This is a genomic window from Micromonospora sp. WMMA1976 (genome assembly GCF_027497335.1).
Lineage (GTDB): Bacteria > Actinomycetota > Actinomycetes > Mycobacteriales > Micromonosporaceae > Micromonospora > Micromonospora aurantiaca.
In genome coordinates this window covers 977,953-994,110 of sequence record NZ_CP114912.1, presented here as the reverse complement: position 1 = coordinate 994,110, position 16,158 = coordinate 977,953, and the positions used below count along the sequence as shown (strand labels likewise).

At 74.6% G+C, this 16,158-nt stretch carries 19 protein-coding genes; 12 read left to right on the top strand and 7 right to left on the bottom strand.

The genetic code is table 11. The features are described 5' to 3' along the window. Positions 1-11: 11 nt before the first annotated feature. From O7546_RS04770 to O7546_RS04760, 3 genes are read left to right on the top strand one after another with little or no spacing between them, the layout of a single operon-like run. Positions 12-398, top strand: coding sequence for a DUF202 domain-containing protein (locus O7546_RS04770; protein ID WP_194799617.1), 387 nt, complete (start codon positions 12-14; stop codon positions 396-398). Then, a complete protein-coding gene (locus tag O7546_RS04765) occupies positions 395-694 on the top strand; it encodes a DUF202 domain-containing protein (RefSeq protein ID WP_194799616.1) in 300 nt (99 codons plus the stop codon). The genes O7546_RS04770 and O7546_RS04765 overlap by 4 nt, the downstream gene beginning before the upstream one ends. 26 nt (positions 695-720) lie before the next feature. Further along, a complete protein-coding gene (locus O7546_RS04760; protein ID WP_135243658.1) occupies positions 721-1,116 on the top strand; it encodes a PLD nuclease N-terminal domain-containing protein in 396 nt (131 codons plus the stop codon). Positions 1,117-1,171: 55 nt separating this feature from the next. On the opposite strand, the gene O7546_RS04755 is transcribed toward O7546_RS04760, so the two are convergent. Continuing rightward, the gene (locus O7546_RS04755) at positions 1,172-2,794 is read right to left on the bottom strand and encodes an acetolactate synthase (RefSeq protein ID WP_194799615.1); all 1,623 of its coding nucleotides are present in this window, start codon (positions 2,792-2,794) and stop codon (positions 1,172-1,174) included. Between the two features lie 70 nt (positions 2,795-2,864). Continuing rightward, the gene (locus O7546_RS04750; protein ID WP_120571337.1) at positions 2,865-3,638 is read right to left on the bottom strand and encodes an enoyl-CoA hydratase-related protein; all 774 of its coding nucleotides are present in this window, start codon (positions 3,636-3,638) and stop codon (positions 2,865-2,867) included. Positions 3,639-3,769: 131 nt separating this feature from the next. Between O7546_RS04750 and O7546_RS04745 the strand changes: the two genes are divergently transcribed. Further along, positions 3,770-4,348: a DUF6232 family protein gene (locus tag O7546_RS04745; RefSeq protein WP_194799614.1), complete on the top strand. Its 579-nt coding sequence runs from the start codon at positions 3,770-3,772 to the stop codon at positions 4,346-4,348. Here the strand turns inward: O7546_RS04745 and O7546_RS04740 are convergent. Next, complete coding sequence (locus tag O7546_RS04740; RefSeq protein WP_194799613.1) at positions 4,294-4,725, bottom strand: nuclear transport factor 2 family protein; 432 nt, start codon at positions 4,723-4,725, stop codon at positions 4,294-4,296. The genes O7546_RS04745 and O7546_RS04740 overlap by 55 nt on opposite strands. Positions 4,726-4,783: 58 nt before the next feature. Between O7546_RS04740 and O7546_RS04735 the strand changes: the two genes are divergently transcribed. After that, positions 4,784-5,266 carry a DUF6232 family protein gene (locus O7546_RS04735; RefSeq protein WP_194799612.1) on the top strand — a complete coding sequence of 161 codons (483 nt, stop codon included), beginning with the start codon at positions 4,784-4,786 and terminating at the stop codon, positions 5,264-5,266. 7 nt (positions 5,267-5,273) lie between these two features. Here O7546_RS04735 and O7546_RS04730 read toward each other — a convergent pair whose 3' ends face one another. Beyond that, positions 5,274-6,749: an alpha/beta fold hydrolase gene (locus O7546_RS04730; RefSeq protein ID WP_194799611.1), complete on the bottom strand. Its 1,476-nt coding sequence runs from the start codon at positions 6,747-6,749 to the stop codon at positions 5,274-5,276. 94 nt (positions 6,750-6,843) lie between these two features. On the opposite strand from O7546_RS04730, the gene O7546_RS04725 reads away from it, so the two are divergent. Beyond that, positions 6,844-7,614 (top strand): hypothetical protein, encoded by a 771-nt coding sequence (locus O7546_RS04725; RefSeq protein ID WP_194799610.1) that lies wholly within the window; start codon positions 6,844-6,846, stop codon positions 7,612-7,614. Positions 7,615-7,617: 3 nt separating this feature from the next. On the opposite strand, the gene O7546_RS04720 is transcribed toward O7546_RS04725, so the two are convergent. Both O7546_RS04720 and O7546_RS04715 read right to left on the bottom strand, forming a co-directional pair. Continuing rightward, entirely contained in the window at positions 7,618-8,514 is an 897-nt protein-coding gene (locus tag O7546_RS04720) for a ribokinase (RefSeq protein ID WP_194799609.1), read from the bottom strand. A 16-nt stretch (positions 8,515-8,530) separates the two neighbouring features. Further along, positions 8,531-9,382 carry an ABC transporter ATP-binding protein gene (locus tag O7546_RS04715; protein WP_228531619.1) on the bottom strand — a complete coding sequence of 284 codons (852 nt, stop codon included), beginning with the start codon at positions 9,380-9,382 and terminating at the stop codon, positions 8,531-8,533. Between the two features lie 120 nt (positions 9,383-9,502). On the opposite strand from O7546_RS04715, the gene O7546_RS04710 reads away from it, so the two are divergent. Continuing rightward, positions 9,503-10,507: an ATP-binding cassette domain-containing protein gene (locus O7546_RS04710; RefSeq protein ID WP_194799608.1), complete on the top strand. Its 1,005-nt coding sequence runs from the start codon at positions 9,503-9,505 to the stop codon at positions 10,505-10,507. Continuing rightward, the gene (locus O7546_RS04705) at positions 10,504-11,514 is read left to right on the top strand and encodes an ABC transporter permease subunit (protein WP_281600541.1); all 1,011 of its coding nucleotides are present in this window, start codon (positions 10,504-10,506) and stop codon (positions 11,512-11,514) included. Before O7546_RS04710 ends, O7546_RS04705 begins: the two co-directional genes overlap by 4 nt. A gap of 85 nt (positions 11,515-11,599) precedes the next feature. Here the strand turns inward: O7546_RS04705 and O7546_RS04700 are convergent, their stop codons facing one another. Then, positions 11,600-12,805: an ROK family transcriptional regulator gene (locus O7546_RS04700; RefSeq protein ID WP_194799606.1), complete on the bottom strand. Its 1,206-nt coding sequence runs from the start codon at positions 12,803-12,805 to the stop codon at positions 11,600-11,602. 124 nt (positions 12,806-12,929) lie between these two features. Here O7546_RS04700 and O7546_RS04695 point away from each other — a divergent pair, with 124 nt between their 5' ends. The 4 genes from O7546_RS04695 (at position 12,930) to O7546_RS04680 (ending at position 16,060) form a co-directional block, all read left to right on the top strand. Continuing rightward, positions 12,930-14,384, top strand: a complete 1,455-nt coding sequence (locus O7546_RS04695; RefSeq protein WP_281600540.1) for a glycoside hydrolase family 3 N-terminal domain-containing protein — start codon at positions 12,930-12,932, stop codon at positions 14,382-14,384. 122 nt (positions 14,385-14,506) lie between these two features. Continuing rightward, positions 14,507-14,941, top strand: coding sequence for a hypothetical protein (locus tag O7546_RS04690; RefSeq protein WP_194799604.1), 435 nt, complete (start codon positions 14,507-14,509; stop codon positions 14,939-14,941). Continuing rightward, on the top strand, positions 14,938-15,420 hold the full coding sequence (locus tag O7546_RS04685) for a DCC1-like thiol-disulfide oxidoreductase family protein (RefSeq protein ID WP_281600539.1): 483 nt from the start codon (positions 14,938-14,940) through the stop codon (positions 15,418-15,420). Before O7546_RS04690 ends, O7546_RS04685 begins: the two co-directional genes overlap by 4 nt. Continuing rightward, positions 15,359-16,060, top strand: a complete 702-nt coding sequence (locus O7546_RS04680; protein WP_194799602.1) for a TetR family transcriptional regulator — start codon at positions 15,359-15,361, stop codon at positions 16,058-16,060. Before O7546_RS04685 ends, O7546_RS04680 begins: the two co-directional genes overlap by 62 nt. Positions 16,061-16,158: the final 98 nt, after the last annotated feature.

Here is a 16,158-nt window from a genome sequence, read left to right as displayed (position 1 = left end):
TAATCGGCAGCGTGTGGGAGTCGATCAAGAGCTGGTTCGACCCGCGTGAGCTGCGTTCGGTCGGCACCCCGCCGGACTACCGCTTCTCGCTGGCGAACGAACGGACGTTCCTGGCCTGGCTGCGAACAGGTCTCGCGCTGGTGGCGGGCGGGCTGGCCGCCGCGCAGTTCCTGCCGCCGCTGCGCCTGGCCCACCTGCGCGAGGGGCTCGCGGTCGCGCTGCTGCTGCTCGGCGCCACCGTCTCGATCCGGGCGGTCGACCACTGGGCACGCACCGAACGCGCCATGCGGCTGAACGAGGAGTTGCCCGCGTCCCGCTTCCCGGCCGTCCTGGCGCTCGTCGTCGCGGTCGGCGCGCTGCTGCTGGTGGCCGCCGTGCTGGTGGGCGGCGCGCGGTGACCCGTGACCCCGGCCTGCAACCCGAGCGCACCCGGCTGGCGTGGCGGCGGACGCTGCTCACGCTCACCGCGGTGCTGCTGCTCCAGCTCCGGCCGGCGTTCGGCGGCCGGCCCGCGGACGCGGCGCCGGCCGGGCTCGCGGTAGTGGTCTGGCTCGCCGTGCTCGTGGTGACGTGGCACCGGGCCACCGGCACCGGACCGCGCCGGTTCGACAGATGGTCGGTGCCGCTGACCGCGCTCGGCGCGGCCGGACTGGCGCTGCTCGGCGTGGCGCACGTGCTCGGCGGGGTGCACTGACGAGCGGCGGTGAGCCATCATGAGGCATGGCCCGCCTCTACGTGCTGCTCTTCCTGGTCCAGATCGTCCTCGCCGTGTGCGCGCTGATCAGCTGCCTCTCCGCCGACGAGGAGAAGGTCAAGGCGCTGCCCCGGATGATCTGGGTGCTGATCATTCTCTTCTTCCCGCTGGTCGGCTCGATCGCCTGGTTCCTCGTGGGCCGCGAACGCCCGGCCGGCACCGCCGGCGTCACCGGCACGGCCCGTCCGGCCGCCCCGGCCCGCCGGCCGCTCGCCCCGGACGACGACCCGGAGTTCCTCGCCTCGCTGGACGAGCGGTCCCGCCGCGAGGACCAGGAACGGCTGCGGCTGTGGGAGGAGGACCTGCGCCGCCGCGAGGAGGAACTGCGCCGGCCGGACGACCGGGACCGCCCCGAGGTCTGAGACGCGCCGCGGGCCGCCCGCCGGTCACCCGGCGGACGGCCCGTACGCGCCGTGGTCAGGCCAGGTTCGACGAACGGGGGTACGCGTCCGCGGGGTCGGTCAGCACGTTCACCAGGTACGGCACGCCCGAGTCGAACGCGCGCCCCAGCGCGGGCCCGAGGTCGGCGGCCTTCTCCACCGTCTCGCCCGCGCCGCCGAGCGCCTCGACCACCTTGTCGTAGCGCAGGCCGGGCTGGAGGTCGGCGGCCACGTCGTAGCCGTACATCGCCCGCATCGGGTGCTTCTCCAGCCCCCAGATGCCGTTGTTGCCGACCACGATCACCACCGGCAGCTTCTGCCGGACCAGCGACTCCACGTCCATCAGCGAGAAGCCGGCCGCGCCGTCGCCCATCAGCACGCAGATCTGCCGGTCCGGGTGACTGACCCGGGCGCCCATCGCGTAGCCCATGCCGGTGCCGAGGCACCCGTACGGGCCGGGGTCGAGCCAGGTGCCGGGCTGGGCCGGCTCCAGGTACCGACCGGCGTACGACACGAAGTCGCCGCCGTCGCCGATGGTGATGGCATCAGGCGCGAGCGCCCGGCGCAGCTCGCCGTAGATCCGGGCCGGGCGGATCGGGTCGCTCTCGGCGGCCATCTCCTCCGCGTCGCGGGCCTTCGCCGCGTCCTCGGCGGTCCGCAGCTCGGCGATCCAGTCGGCGTGGTCGGCCCGGTCGCCGGTGTGGTCGGCGAACGCACCCAGGATCAGCCGCAGGTCACCGGCCGGCGCGGCGGCCGGCTGCACGTGCCCGGCCCGCTGGCTCGGTGCGTCCACGACGTGCACCACCTGCGCGTCGCCGAAGTCGCCGAAGGAGAGCCGGAAGTCCAGCGGGGTGCCGATCACCACGACCACGTCGGCGCCCTTGAGCGCGACCCGGCGGGCCTTGGCGAAGGCGAGCGGGTGCTCCGGCGGGAGCGCGCCCCGGCCCATCCCGTTTGTGAACACTGGCACCCGCAGCGACTCGGCGGCGGCGCGCAGCGCGTCGACGGCGTCGCCCGCGTACACGTCGGAGCCGGCGATGATCACGGGCCGGGACGCGCCGGCGATCAGGCGGGCCGCCTTCGCCACCTCGTCCGGGTCCGGCTCGATCGGGGCCGGCGGCGTGACCGCCGGCAGGTCGGCGTCACCGACGGAGAAGACCGCCTCCAGCGGGAAGTCCAGGAACACCGGGCCGCGGTGCGGAGTGAGCGCGGTGGTCAGCGCCGCCGACACCGCGCGCGGGATGTCGTCGGCGCTGAACACCGTCTCGGCGTGCTTGGTCACCGGCGCGACCAGCGGCAGGTGGTCCATCTCCTGGAGGCTGCCCGAGCCCCAGCGGAACTGCGGCGCCCGTCCACCGAGCACCAGCACCGGCGAGGCGTTGAAGAACGCGCTGGTCAGGCCGGAGACCCCGTTTGTGACGCCGGGGCCGGCGGTGAGCACGGCCAGGCCGGGGCGGCGCTGGAGCTTGGCGACCGCCTCGGCGGCGAACACGGCGGACTGCTCGTGCCGCACGTCGTAGAGGGGGAAACCCGCCTTGTGCGCGGCGTCGTAGAGCGGGAAGACGTGCCCGCCGGACAGCGTGAACATCTCCCGTACGCCGTGCGCGCGTAGTGCCGCGAGTGCCAGATCGCCCCCGTGGCCCTCGATCCGCTCCGTCATGCCATTCCCCTTCGTCGACCGACCGGGGTCACGCTACTGGCCGGTATCGCGGATGTGAACAGCTCTCGCGTCAGCGACCGGTGAAGCCCGGCTTGCGCTTCTCCACGAACGCGGCCATGCCCTCGCGCCGGTCGTCGGTGGCGAACAGCGCTGCGAAGAGCTGGCTCTCCCAGGCCAGGCCCGAGGTGAGGTCCATGTCCAGACCGCCGTCGACAGCCGCCTTCGCCGCGCGCAGCGCCTGCACCGGCCCGGTCAGGAACGGCTTCACGTACGCCACCGCGGCGTCGTAGACCTCGGCGGCCGGGACCACCCGGTCGGCCAGGCCGATGCGCAGCGCCTCGGCGGCGTCGACCATCCGCCCGGTCATGATCAGGTCCTTGGCGCGGGCCGGGCCGACCAGGCGGGCCAGCCGCTGGGTGCCGCCGGCGCCCGGGATGATGCCGAGCTTGATCTCCGGCTGGCCGAGCTTGGCGTCCTCGGCGACGATCCGCCAGTCGCAGGCCAGCGCCAGCTCGCAGCCGCCGCCGAGCGCGTACCCGGTGATCGCGGCGACGACCGGCTTGGGGATGCGGGCGATCGCGCCGAGCGCGCTGGACAGGTCGGCCGCGCGCTCCGCCATGTCCACGTAGGACATGTCGGCCATCTCCTTGATGTCCGCACCGGCCGCGAAGACCTTCTCGCCGCCGTACACGATCACGGCGCGGACCTCGGCGTCGGCGGTGGCCGCCGACGCGGCGGCGCGCAACTCCTCCTGCACCTGGGTGTTGAGCGCGTTCATCGGCGGCCGCTCCAGCCGGATGGTGCCGATGCCGTCCTTCACTTCCAGCCTGACGAACTCGCCCACGCTGCCCTCACTTCCTCGTCGAAGTCGCGTGCCAACCTTACGACTCGCCTCGTTGGGGTAGACAGTGTGGTGTCGGCGACTCCCCAGGTCGCCGCCGCAGTCGCCGCCGCCCCGCCACCGGGAGTGAGGCCATGATCACCTACTACGACGACCGTTCCGTCCAGGTCACCTCCACCGCGGTACGGGTGGACGGGCGCAGCTACCCGCTGGCCGAACTGACCACCGTGTGGCACCGGCAGGGCGACCGCTCCTGGCGGGTGCTCGCCGGGCGCGGCGCGATCGGGGCCGCGCTCGCCGGGCCGCTGGTGGCCGCCGCGCTGGGCATCGCGCTGGCCGTGTGGCTGCAGCGCTCGGCGGTGGTCACCGTCGCCATCGTCGGCGTCTCGGTGCTGGTCGGCCTCGCCGTCGGGCCGCTCGCGGACTTCCTCTTCGAACACCTGGACCGCTCGTACGCCCGGGGCAGCCGGGAGATGGAGATGTGGGCGCAATGGCGGGGCCGCCCGGTGCGGCTGCTGCACACCCGCGACGCGATGCGCTTCGGGCAGATCTACCGGGCGGTGCAGCGGGCCGTGGAGAGCCTCCCCGCCGCGCCCGGTCGTCCCGCGACCGGTCGTCCCGCGACCGGTCCTGCCGCGACGGGTCCTGCCGCGACGGGTCAGAACGTGATCGGCTCGTCCGGCAGCAGGCCCAGCCCGCGCAACAGGCCGTAGGTGTCCTGCTCGCCCCAGAACTGGACGATCCGGCCGCCGGCCAGGCGGTACATCTTGCAGGCGCTCTGCACTGTGGTCGCCCCTGTCGCGTCCCGCCGGTACGTCTGCGCCAGCGACACCACCACCCGGTCCCCGGCCGCGAAGATCTCCTGGATCTCCTGGTCGAGCACGGTCAGGCCGGGCGAGGAGACGGCCGCCTCGGTGTAGCGCCGGCCGCGTACCGCGCTGCCGGAGCCGTAGATCTCCACGTCCTCGTCGACCACCTCGGCCAGTTCGGCCAGGTCCTTCGTGACGAAGGTGCGCAGGTAGCGCTTGACCACCTCGACGTTGCGCGCCTGCTCGTCACCGCCGGTTCCGACCGCGTTCCGGTCCGTCATGCCGCCAGCCTACCGGCGCACGCGTCGCCGGCATCGACACACGCGGTTAGGCTGATTCATGGTCCTCTATTACCGGGACGACGCCGTGCAGGTCACCTCCGAGGCCATCCACGCTGGCGGTCAGGCCGTCGCGCTCGCCGACGTCACGTACGTCTGGCACGCGCGCGGCACCACCACACTCGCCGTCCGCGGGCGGGTGCTGGGCCGCGGGGTGCTGGTCCTGCTGCTGTCGCTGCCACCACTGGTCGCGGTGGTCTGCGTGCTCTCGCTGGCCTGGTCCGCGCAGGACCGGGGCGAGTGGAAACTGGCCCTGATCATCCTGGCCGCGTTCGTGGTGGTGGGACTGGCGCTCACCCCGTTCCTGGAGGTGCCGCTCGGCTGGCTCGACCGTTCCTACGAGCGCGGCAACCGGGTGCACGAGCTGTGGGTGCAGCACCACGGCCGGGAGACGATGCTGGTCCGTACGCCCGACGCGCTGCGGTTCGGGCAGATCTACCGGGCCGTGCAACGCGCCGTGGAGCAGCAGACCGACCGCCGATAGCGGCGACTCAGGTGAGCGGCAGCGTGGTCGCGATCGGCCAGGCGAGCACCACCGCCCCTACCGACGGCGCCAGCCACCACGGCGCGGCCCGGCGGCGCAGCACCACGGCCCAGGCCGCCTGCCAGGCCACAAGCGCCGCGAACAGGGGCACCACCAGCAGCACGAACCCGGGTGCCAGGCCGATGACCGCGGCGACGGCGAGCACCAGCACGGCGATCCCGCCGGTGGCCGCGTACCGGACGCCGTGGCCGTCCGCGAGCCGCTCGGCGCCGAGCAGGAACGCCAGGCAGCAGAACGTCACCAGGGGCAGCAGCCACCACCGGGCCCCGACCGGCACGGTCGAGGTGAGACCGAGATGAAGCGGCAGCGCGACGGCGAGCACCGCGTACCCGAGGAGCACGACGGCGACGACAGCGGACCGGACGCCACCCCCGGTCGCCGGTGGCCGGCGGGGTTGCGCGAAGCGCGCCGCGGCGGCCAGCAGCACGCTGGTGAGCAGCAGGAACACCGCCACGTATCCGCCCACGGCGAGCGGCGACCGGGCGGTCGGCAACAGCGCGGCGAGCACGGCGCCCACGCCCGCCGCCGGCACCGTCGCGGCGAGCCACCGCCCGGTACGCGGACCGCCGGTGCCCGCCCGCGCCCGGCGCGGCAGCAACGCCGCCAGTGGCACGAAGCCCAGCGCGAGCCCCGCCAGCAGCAGCCCGGCGCCGGCCGGCCGGGTCAGCGGGGACGGTGGCAGCCCGCCGGCAGGGTTCGGCAGCGCGTACAGAACCGCGGCGTGGGTACGCGGCGCGAACAGCACCGACACGTGCTCGACGCCGGGCGCCGCCACCCGCGTGCGGGTGCCCGGCGCCGCGTCCCGTGACGCCTCGTCGACCGCCTGGCGGAAACCGGCGAACTCCAGCCCGCCCACCACGAGCGTCAGCCTCCCCGGCCAGCCCGCCGGCACGTCACCGCCGTCGGGCAGCGAGATCGCCACGGTCCGGTCGATCTCCGGATGCGCGACCGCGTACCGGACGACAGCGCCGGCACCCATCGAGTGCCCGACCAGGACGATCCGGTCCCTGTCGACGCCGGGACGCCCGCGCAGCCAGGCGACCGCGACGTCCAGGTCGTGCCGCAGCAGCGCCCGGCTGCGTTCCTCGTCCCGGCCCGCGCCGGGTAGCCGGGCGTGGCTGGCGCCGTGGCCGGCGAAGTCGAGCAGCACCGCGATCCCGCCCCGGCGGGCCACCGAGTCGGCCAGCGGCCGCATCAGCCGGGCCGACCCGGCGAAGCCGTGCGCGATCACCACCCCGGGCCGCCGGTCGCCGCTCACGCCGTCCGCCCGGACCTCGGTCAGCGGCACTCCCGCCACCGTCGCCCGCCGCGTGCTCAGACCGGCGTCGGCGCGGGCCAGGAGCAGAGCGCCCAGGACGACGGCGAGCAGCGCGACCACGCCGCAGGCGAGCAGTCGCCGCGACGCCGGGCCGGGGGTGGGCATGCCGGCACCCTACGCCGCGTCGGCGGCCCGGAGTGACAGTCGCCGCCCGGCCGCCGCCGGGCGGCACTGGCCGCGACGCCGCACACTGGATGTCATGGCGATCCCTCTTCCCCGGCCCGGCGCCGTGCTCGGCCTCACCCGTACCGCACTGGACCAGGCGCTCGGCTCGGCCGCCACGGTGGCCTCGGTACCCGCTCGGGCCTTCGCCGTCCTCGACCAGGTGGAGGCGCTGGTCCGGCGGATCGACGGGGTGGTGGACCGGATCGAGGGCGCGCTCGACCGCACCGACCGGGTGCTCACCGGCGCGGAGACGGCGGTCCGCGAGGTGGCGGTGATCAGCGCCGCCGCCACTGCGGCGATCGACACGGCGACCGAGGTGGCCGCCGCGGCGACTGCCGTGGTCGGCGAGGCGCAGCGGGTCTCCGAGGCGGCGGCAGTGGTGGTCGGCGAGGCCGACCGGGTGGCCCGCGGCGCGGCAGGGGTGGTGACCGAGGCGGAGACGGTGACCGCGCGGGCGGCGGGCACGCTCGCGACAGCGGAGAAGGCGACGGGCGTCGCGAACGAGCTGCTCGCCGCGTACGAGGCGACGCTGCGGCGGGCCGCGCCGATGGCGGCGCGGTTCGTGGAGCAGCTCAGCCCGGAGGAGGTGACCGCCGCGATCCGGCTCGTGGACGAGTTGCCGAAGCTCAAGGACCACCTCACCTCGGACGTGCTGCCGATCCTGGCCACGCTGGACCGGGTCGGCCCGGACCTGCACGACCTGCTGGACGTCACGCGCGATCTCAAGCTCGCGGTCGCCGGCATCCCCGGGCTCGGCATGCTGCGCCGGCGCGGCGAGCGCCTCACCGACGAACCGGCCGGCTGAGGCTCAGCCGGCCGGGAACAGCTCGTCGATCTCCGCCCGATGGGGCAGCGCGACCGAGGCGCCGAGCTTGCGTACGCACGCCGCACCGGCGGCCGCCGCCCAGCGCACCGCGTCGGCCAGGTCCCGGCCCTCGCCCCAGGCCACCGCGAGCGCGGCGGTGAACGCGTCCCCGGCGGCGGTCGAGTCGACCACGTCCACCGGCACCGCCGGCACGTGTGTCGCCGGCCGGTCCCGGTCGACGTACCACGCGCCGTCGCCGCCGAGCGTCAGCACCGCCCGGGGCACCAGGTCCAGCAGCGCCGCCGGCTCGTCCCGGCCGCGACCGGTCAGCGCCTGCGCCTCCGGCTCGTTCACCACGAGCAGGTCGGTCGCCGCCAGCAGCTCGGCCGGCACCGATCGGGCCGGCGCCGCGTTGAGTACCACCCGAGTGTCCGCCGACCGGGCCGCCAGCGCCGCCTCGGTCACCGTCTCGACCGGCACCTCCAGCTGCGCGACCAGCACATCCGCATCGCGTACGGCGGAGAGCTCGTCCGCGGTCAGCGACGTGAACGCGGCGTTCGCCCCGGGGGTGACCAGGATGGCGTTCTCCCCCGCGCCGCCGACCATGACCAGCGCGACGCCGGACGGGCCGTAGACCACCCGCAGGTGGCCGGTGTCCACGCCGGCCGCGGTCATCCGGGCCCGCAGCGTCACGCCGAACGAGTCCGAGCCGATCGCGCCGAGGAAGACGCAGGACGCGCCGGCGCGTACCGCGGCGACGGCCTGGTTGGCGCCCTTGCCGCCGGGCACCATGACGAAGTCGTCGCCCAGCACCGTCTCGCCGGGCCGGGGCAGCGCCGCGCCGATGCCGACGAGGTCCATGTTGGCGCTGCCGACGACGGCGATCCGGGTCTGCGGCACGGTGTCGTCCCGCCGCTCAGGCGGCGCGGGCGGCCCAGCGGTCGCCGGACCGCGTGACCACCAGCGGAAGGCCGAACGTCTTCGACAGGTTGTCGGCGGTGAGCACGTCGGCGAGCAGGCCCTGCGCCACCACGCCGCCCTCGCGCAGCAGCAGCGCGTGGGTGAAGCCCGGCGGGATCTCCTCGACGTGGTGGGTGACCAGCACCATCGCGGGCGCGTCCGGGTCGTACGCCAGCTCGGCCAGCCGGGCCACCAGGTCCTCGCGCCCGCCCAGGTCGAGCCCGGCGGCGGGCTCGTCGAGCAGCAGCAACTCCGGGTCGGTCATCAGGGCGCGGGCGATCTGCACGCGCTTGCGCTCGCCCTCGGACAGCGTGCCGTACGTGCGGTCGGTGAGGTGTCCGACGCCGAGCTGGCGCAGCAGCGCGGCGGCGCGCGCCACGTCGGTGCGGTCGTAGCTCTCCCGCCAGCGGCCGACCACCGACCAGGCGGCGGTCACCACCACGTCGACGACCCGCTCCTCGGCGGGGATCCGCTCGGCGAGCGTCGCGGTGGACAGACCGATGCGGGTACGCAGCTCGTTGACGTCGGTACGGCCGATGCGCTCGCCGAGCACGTGCGCGACGCCGCTGGTCGGGTGCAGCCGGCCGGCGGCCAGGTTGAGCAGCGTGGTCTTGCCCGCGCCGTTCGGCCCGAGCACCACCCACCGTTCGTCCAGCTCGACCCGCCAGTCGACGTCGTGCACCAGCGCGGTGCCGGAACGCTTGACGACGACCCCGTCGAGGCTGACCACCAGATCCGCGTCCACGGTCGAGGGGGCGGGGGCGCCCGGGGCGCCGGGGATCAGGTCACCAGTCACCGCTCCATCCAATCACGCACCCGGCCCGGCGCCCCCCACGGGCGGCGCCGCCGCCATAGGGTGGGGCGCCGTGTCGTTGGTCACCACTTCCGGAAGGACACCCATGCCCGACCGCTGCCGGAAGGCGCGCGGATGAGCGCGGTCATCGAGATCGCCGGCCTCCGCAAGACGTTCCACACGCTGCGCCAGGGGCGCCGGGTCGCCGTCGACGGCTTCGACATGCTGGTCGAGGCGGGCCAGGTGCACGGTTTCCTCGGGCCGAACGGGTCCGGGAAGACCACCACGCTGCGTGCGCTGCTGGGGCTGGTCCGGCCGGACTCCGGGCGGATGCGCGTGCTGGGCGCCGAGTCCCCCGAGCACCTGCCGGACGTGGCCGGCCGGGTCGGCGCGATCGTGGAGAGCCCGCAGTTCTTCGCCAACTTCACCGCGCACCGGACGCTGCGGTTGCTGGCGCTCGCAGGCGGTGTGCCGACCAGCCGGGTGGACGAGGTGCTGGAGCAGGTCGGGCTGCGCGACCGGGGCGACGAGCGGGTCAGGGGCTACTCGCTGGGCATGAAGCAGCGGCTGGCGGTCGCGTCGGCCCTGCTGAAGAACCCGGAGCTGCTGATCCTGGACGAGCCGGCGAACGGGCTGGACCCGGCCGGCATCCGGGAGATGCGCGACCTGACCCGGTCGCTCGCCGAGGCCGGGGTGACGGTGCTGCTGTCGAGCCACATCCTGGCCGAGATCCAGTTGATCTGCGACCACGTGACGATCGTGAGCCGGGGGCAGCGGGTCGCGTACGGGCCGGTGCAGGAGGTGCTGGCCGGCTTCGACCAGCACCAGTGGCGGGTCCGGGTGGCCGACCCGGAGCGGGCCGGGGAGCTGCTGGGCCGGGCCGGCCTGTCGGTGGCCGTCGCGCCGGACCACCTGGTGGTGACCGGTGTGGAGGATCCGGAGACGATCAGCCGGACGCTCGGCGAGCAGGGCGTGTGGGTGCGGGAGCTGGTCCCGCTGCGGCCGGACCTGGAGAGCGTCTTCCTGGAGCTGACCGGCGGCCACGAGCACGTGGCGGTGCCGCGGCAGGTCGACGGCGCTCCGCCGAACGACGGAGTGATCGACCTCGACGTCCGGGAGACCCGGGAGGTGGACGCGTGAACCTGGTCCGTGCCGAGCTGGAGCGGCTGGCCGCCCGGCGTTTCGTGCAGCTCATGGTGGTGCTGCTGGCTGTCGCCTTCGCGGTGACGGTGGCGACCACGCTCGCCGGTTCGCACCGGCCCAGCCCGCCGGAGCTGAGCCGGGCCCAGACCCAGGCGGCGGAGAGCGTGCGCCAGATGGAGATGGCGTACGACCGCTGCCTGCGGATCCGGGAGGGCGGGCTACCGCTGGGCGAGAACGACTATCTGCCGCGCGACTGCGCCCAGATCGACCCGGCCCAGATCGAGGAGCTGCCGACCGCTGCCGACTACCTCAGCGGTGTGTTCGTCTTCGCCAAGGAGGCCGAGCCGCTGCTCTACTTCCTGATCGCGTTCCTGACGCTGTTCGGGTTCCTGGTCGGCGCCTCCTACATCGGGGCCGACCTGAACTCGGGCGGGGTGGTGAACCTGCTGCTGTGGCGGCCCCGGCGGCCGACGGTGCTCGCCGCGAAGCTGGGCACGCTGCTGGGCGGGTTGCTCGGCCTCTCGGTGCTGGCGTCGGTGGCGTACCTCGGGGCGTTCTGGTTGATCGGCCAGGCCTCCGGCCTGGTCGGGCGCACCGGCGGCGACTTCTGGCCGTCGCTCGCCGCGATCTGGGCGCGGGGGCTGGTGCTGGTGCTGCTCGCCGCGGCGCTCGGGTTCGCCGTGGCCACGCTGGGCCGGCACACCTCGGCGGCGCTCGGCACGGTGGCCGCGTACCTGGTGGTGTGGGAGCTGGGTGCCCGGCTGGTGTTCCAGATCCTGGAGGTCGGCCGGCCGGACCGGTACATGCTGTCCAGCCACCTGGCGGCCTGGCTGTCCGGCGAGGTCCGGCTGTGGGACAACAATGCCTGCGGCTCCGGGATCTCCGGCTACTGCGACGGCTCCTACACGCTCACCTGGACGTCGGGCCTGGTGGTGCTGCTCGGGCTCACCGGCGCGCTGGTGGCTGCGGCGTTCACGGTGTTCCGCCGCCGTGACCTGATCTGACCGGAGCCGCGATCCGGCAACTCCTTGCGGACCCTGGCGCCATGATGAAGGATTCCTTCACATGGCGCCAGGGTGCACGACGCGGTCAGCCGACCGTCGAGCCGAACACCTCGTCGCGTACGGCGTCCAGCGCGGTACGCAGCGCGCCGCGCAGGATCGGCTCCTCGGTCAGCCCGGTCGTCACCACCCGGGGCCGGACCAGCGTGATCGCGGCGACCTCGTGCTGCACCCGCTCGGCCAGCGCCGCCCCGCCCGCCTGGCCGACCGCGCCGGCGAGCACCACCAGCGGCGGATCCAGCACCACGCAGGTGCTCGCCACACCGAGCGCCAGCCGCCGGGCCAGTTCGTCGAGCATCGGCCCACCGGCGGTGCCGGCCGCGATCGCCGCGCGGACCACCTCGGCGGCCCGGGCCGCCGCGACGCCCTGCTCGGCCGCCTCCGGGCTGGCGAACCCGTGCTCGGCTGCCACCGCGCGTACCGCGTCGGCGCCGACGAGCTGCTGAAACGCCGGCTTGGCCCGCTTGGACACATCGCGCGGGATGGGCGCGCCGGGTACCGGCAGGTAACCGATCTCGCCGGCCGCGCCGCTGCTGCCGTGGTGCAGCCGGCCGCCCAGCATGATCGCCAGGCCGACGCCCGCGTCCACCCAGACCAGCACGAAGTCGGCGGTGCCACGGGCCGCGCCGGACTGCGCCTCGGCCACCGCCGCGAGGTTCACGTCGTTCTCGAACACGACGGGGGTGTCCAGGTCCTCGCGCAGCGCGGCGAGCAGGCCGCTGTGCCAGCGCGGCAGGTTGAACGCGAACGTGATGTCACCGGTCTGCGGGTCGACCAGGCCGGGGGTGCCGAGCACGACGCGCCGGACGGCGGACAGCTCCGCCCCGGCACTGGCGGCCGCCTGGACCACGGCGTTGTGCACCACGCCGACCGGGTCGTCGGTGTCCCTGGTGGACTGCTCGACCCGTCCGGCCACGGTGCCGGTGATGTCGGCGCAGGCGGCGACCACCCGTTCCGCGCCCACCTCGACGCCCACCACGTACGCGCTGCTCGGCCGGACGGCGTAGAGCTGGGCGTTCGGGCCCCGCCCGCCGGCCTGCTCGCCGACCCGGGCGACCAGGCCGCGCTCCTCCAGCCGCTCGACGAGCTGGGACGCGGTGACCTTGGACAGCCCGGTCAGCTCACCGATCCGGGCCCGGGTCAGCGGGCCGCGCTCGAGCAGCAGCTCCAGCGCCGCACGGTCGTTGAGCGCCCGCAGGAGTCGGGGGGTACCGGGCAGCCGGGTCGCACTCATGCCGTCGTCCTCAATTTTCAGTAAAGTTTTCTAACCACAAAACGCCTGCCGAGGGGCGCCCGTTAGCGTATCGGCCACCCCCATGCGCGGAGGTCGGACGACCCGGCAGGGAAAGGGGATACTCGTGGGTCTGGATCCAGGACTGCGCCGGCTCGCGCTGGGCACGCTGCTTGCCGCGTACCCGGGACCGGTCCCGCCGGGCTGGGCGGTCGACCTGCTCGCCGACGGGCTCGCCGGGCACACCCTGTTCGGCACCAACATCCACGACCCGGCCCAGGTCGCGGCGTCCACGGCGGCGCTGCGTGCCGGCCGCCCCGACGTGATCGTCGCGATCGACGAGGAGGGCGGCGACGTCACCCGGCTGGCGCACGCCACCGGCAGCCCGTACCCCGGAAACGCCGCGCTCGGCGCGGTGGACGACCCCGATCTCACCCGCCGGGTGTACGCGGCGATCGGCGCGGAGCTGGCCGCGCTGGGCATCACCGTCGACCTCGCCCCCACCGTCGACGTCAACACCGCCGACGAGAACCCGGTGATCGGCACCCGCTCGTTCGGGGCGGACCCGAAGCGGGTCGCCGTCCACTCGGCCGCCGCCGTCGCCGGTCTCCAGTCGACCGGTGTGGCCGCCTGCGCCAAGCACTTCCCCGGGCACGGCGCCACAGTCGCGGACTCCCACCACGAGCTGCCCACTGTCGACGTGCAGCCGGCCGTCCTGCGGGAACGCGACCTGCCGCCGTTCGCCGCCGTGGTCGACGCGGGCGTCCGCGCGGTGATGACCGCGCACATCCGGGTGCCGGCGCTGACCGGCGACGGCCCGGCCACGTTCAGCCGCGCGGTCCTGCACGACCTGCTGCGCGTCGAGTACGGCTTCACCGGCGCGGTGATCACCGACGCGCTGGAGATGAAGGGCGCGGTGCTCGCCGCCGGCGGGGTCGGCGCGGGCGCGGTCCGGGCCCTGGCCGCCGGCGCGGACCTGCTCTGCATCGGCGCCCGGGTGGACGCCGAGCTGGTCGAGTCGGTCGCCGCCGAGATCGTCGCGGCGATGGCCGACGGACGGCTGGCGCGTGGGCGGGTCGAGGAGGCGGCCGGCCGGACCGCCGCGCTCGCCGCCGCCACCGGGCCCGCCGACGCCCCGCCGCCCGCCGCAGACGGCCTCGGCTACGCCGCCGCGCTGCGGGCGGTACGCGTGGAGGGCGACCTCACCCGCGACACCGCTCCCCTGGTGGTGCAGGTGCACGCCACCTCCACCATCGCCGAGGGGCGGGTGCCGTGGGGACTCGGCCCGCACCTGGCCGCCGGGCTCGAGCAGGCGCGCGCGGTGGCGGGCGAGACCGACCCGGAGCAGGTGCGGCGGCTCGCCGGGGACCGGCCGGTCGTGCTGGTCGGGCGGCACCTGCACCGGCTGCCCGGCGCGCGCGAGCTGGTCGAGGCGCTGGCCGCCACGCATCGGGTGACTGTGGTCGAGATGGGCTGGCCGGGCGCGTGGCGGCCGGCGGGCGCACGCGCGTTCGTCGCCACCCACGGCGCCAGTCACGCCAACGGCCGGGCCGCCGCCGACGCGCTCGGCCTGACCGCCTGACCCGCACCCCCCACGCGGCCCGCTGCCCGGAAGGGCTGCGGGCCGCCCTCTTGAACACGTTCAAAATCTGTCGTACGCTCAGGGCGCCAGCGATTTGAACACGTTCAAGAGAGGCTACGGGGATGGACGTGAAGGTCTGGATGTACCTGGCCTACCTGACGGTGAGCATCGGCCTCACCGTCTGGGTGGCGCGGGCACTGTCCCGCAACGGGCTGGTGTTCCTGCAGGACGTGTTCGCCGACAGCCGGCTGGCCGAGGCCGTCAACAGCCTGCTGGTGGTCGGCTTCTACCTGCTCAACCTCGGCTACGTCACGGTGGCGATGAAGGAGTCCGGTCCGGTCGGCGACACCAGCCAGGCACTGGAGCAGCTCTCCATGAAGGTGGGATTCGTCCTGCTGGTGCTCGGCGCGCTGCACTTCTTCAACGTCTTCGCGCTCGGCCGCTACCGGCGCGGCCGCCTGCGGCAGCAGGCCACCCACCCACCGCTGCCGCCGGTCAGAATGCTCCCGCCGCAGGGCGGACCGGTACCGGCGGGTCCGAACCCGCCGGCCCGGTGACGTCCGCCCCGGGCGGGCACCCGCAGGATCCCACCGGGCACGGGGCCGGTGGGATCCGCGGGTTCACCGTCCTGTTCGACGCGGACTGCCCGCTGTGCCGGGCCGCCCGGCGCTGGCTCGCCTCGCGCGCCCAGCTCGTACCGCTGGAGTTCGTGCCGGCCGGTTCCGCCGAGGCCCGGCGGCGCTTCCCCGGGCTGGACCACGACGCGACGTTGCGCGACCTGACGGTGGTCGCCGACACCGGCGCGGTCTACCGCGGCGACGGCGCCTGGTTCGCCTGCCTGTGGGCGCTGGCCGAGCACCGCGGCACGGCCGAGCGGCTGGCCCGTCCACACCTGCTGCCGCTGGCCCGCAAGGTGGTGGCGGCGGCCTCCGCGGTCCGCGAGCGGATCCGGGAACCGGGATACGGTGACGACGATGACCGAGCAGAGTGCGCCGACGACAGCTGCGGCTGGCCAGGGGTCGACGGCCCGGGGTGAGCAGACCCGCCAGCTGATCCTGGACACCGCGATGCGGCTGTTCCGCGAGCGCGGATACGCCCGCACGACGATGCGCGCGGTCGCCCAGGAGGCGGGCGTGGCGGTGGGCAACGCCTACTACTACTTCGGCTCCAAGGAGCACCTGGTCCAGGAGTTCTACGCGGGCACCCAGCGCGAGCACCGGGCGGCGGCCGACACGGTGCTCGCCCGGGAGCGGGACTTCGGCCCGCGCCTGGCCGGGGTGCTGCACGCGGGCATCGACGTGCTGAGCCCGTACCACGCGTTCGCTGGCGCCTTCTTCAAGACGGCGGCCGAGCCGACCTCGCCGCTGAGCCCGTTCTCCGCCGAGTCGTCGGAGCCCCGGGACATGTCGATCGCGCTGTTCCGCGAGGCGCTCACCGGGTCCACCGTCAAGCTCGACGACGAGCTGCGCGAGGCGCTGCCCGAGCTGCTCTGGCTCGGCTACATGGGGGTGGTGCTCTACTGGGTGCACGACCGCTCGGACGGTCAGGTCAAGACCCGGCAGCTCATCGACGGCGTGGTGCCGCTCGTGGACCGGCTGGTGGGGCTGTCCCGGCTGCGCGTGCTGCGACCCGTCACACGTCAGGCGCTCACCCTGATCCACACGCTGCGTCACTGATCTCACCACCGCGCCTGACAGCGATTGCGCAGGTGAGAGTCCGCAACCGGACAGTGGCACACCCCTTGTTGACCACCGGCACTAACACATAGCGTTAC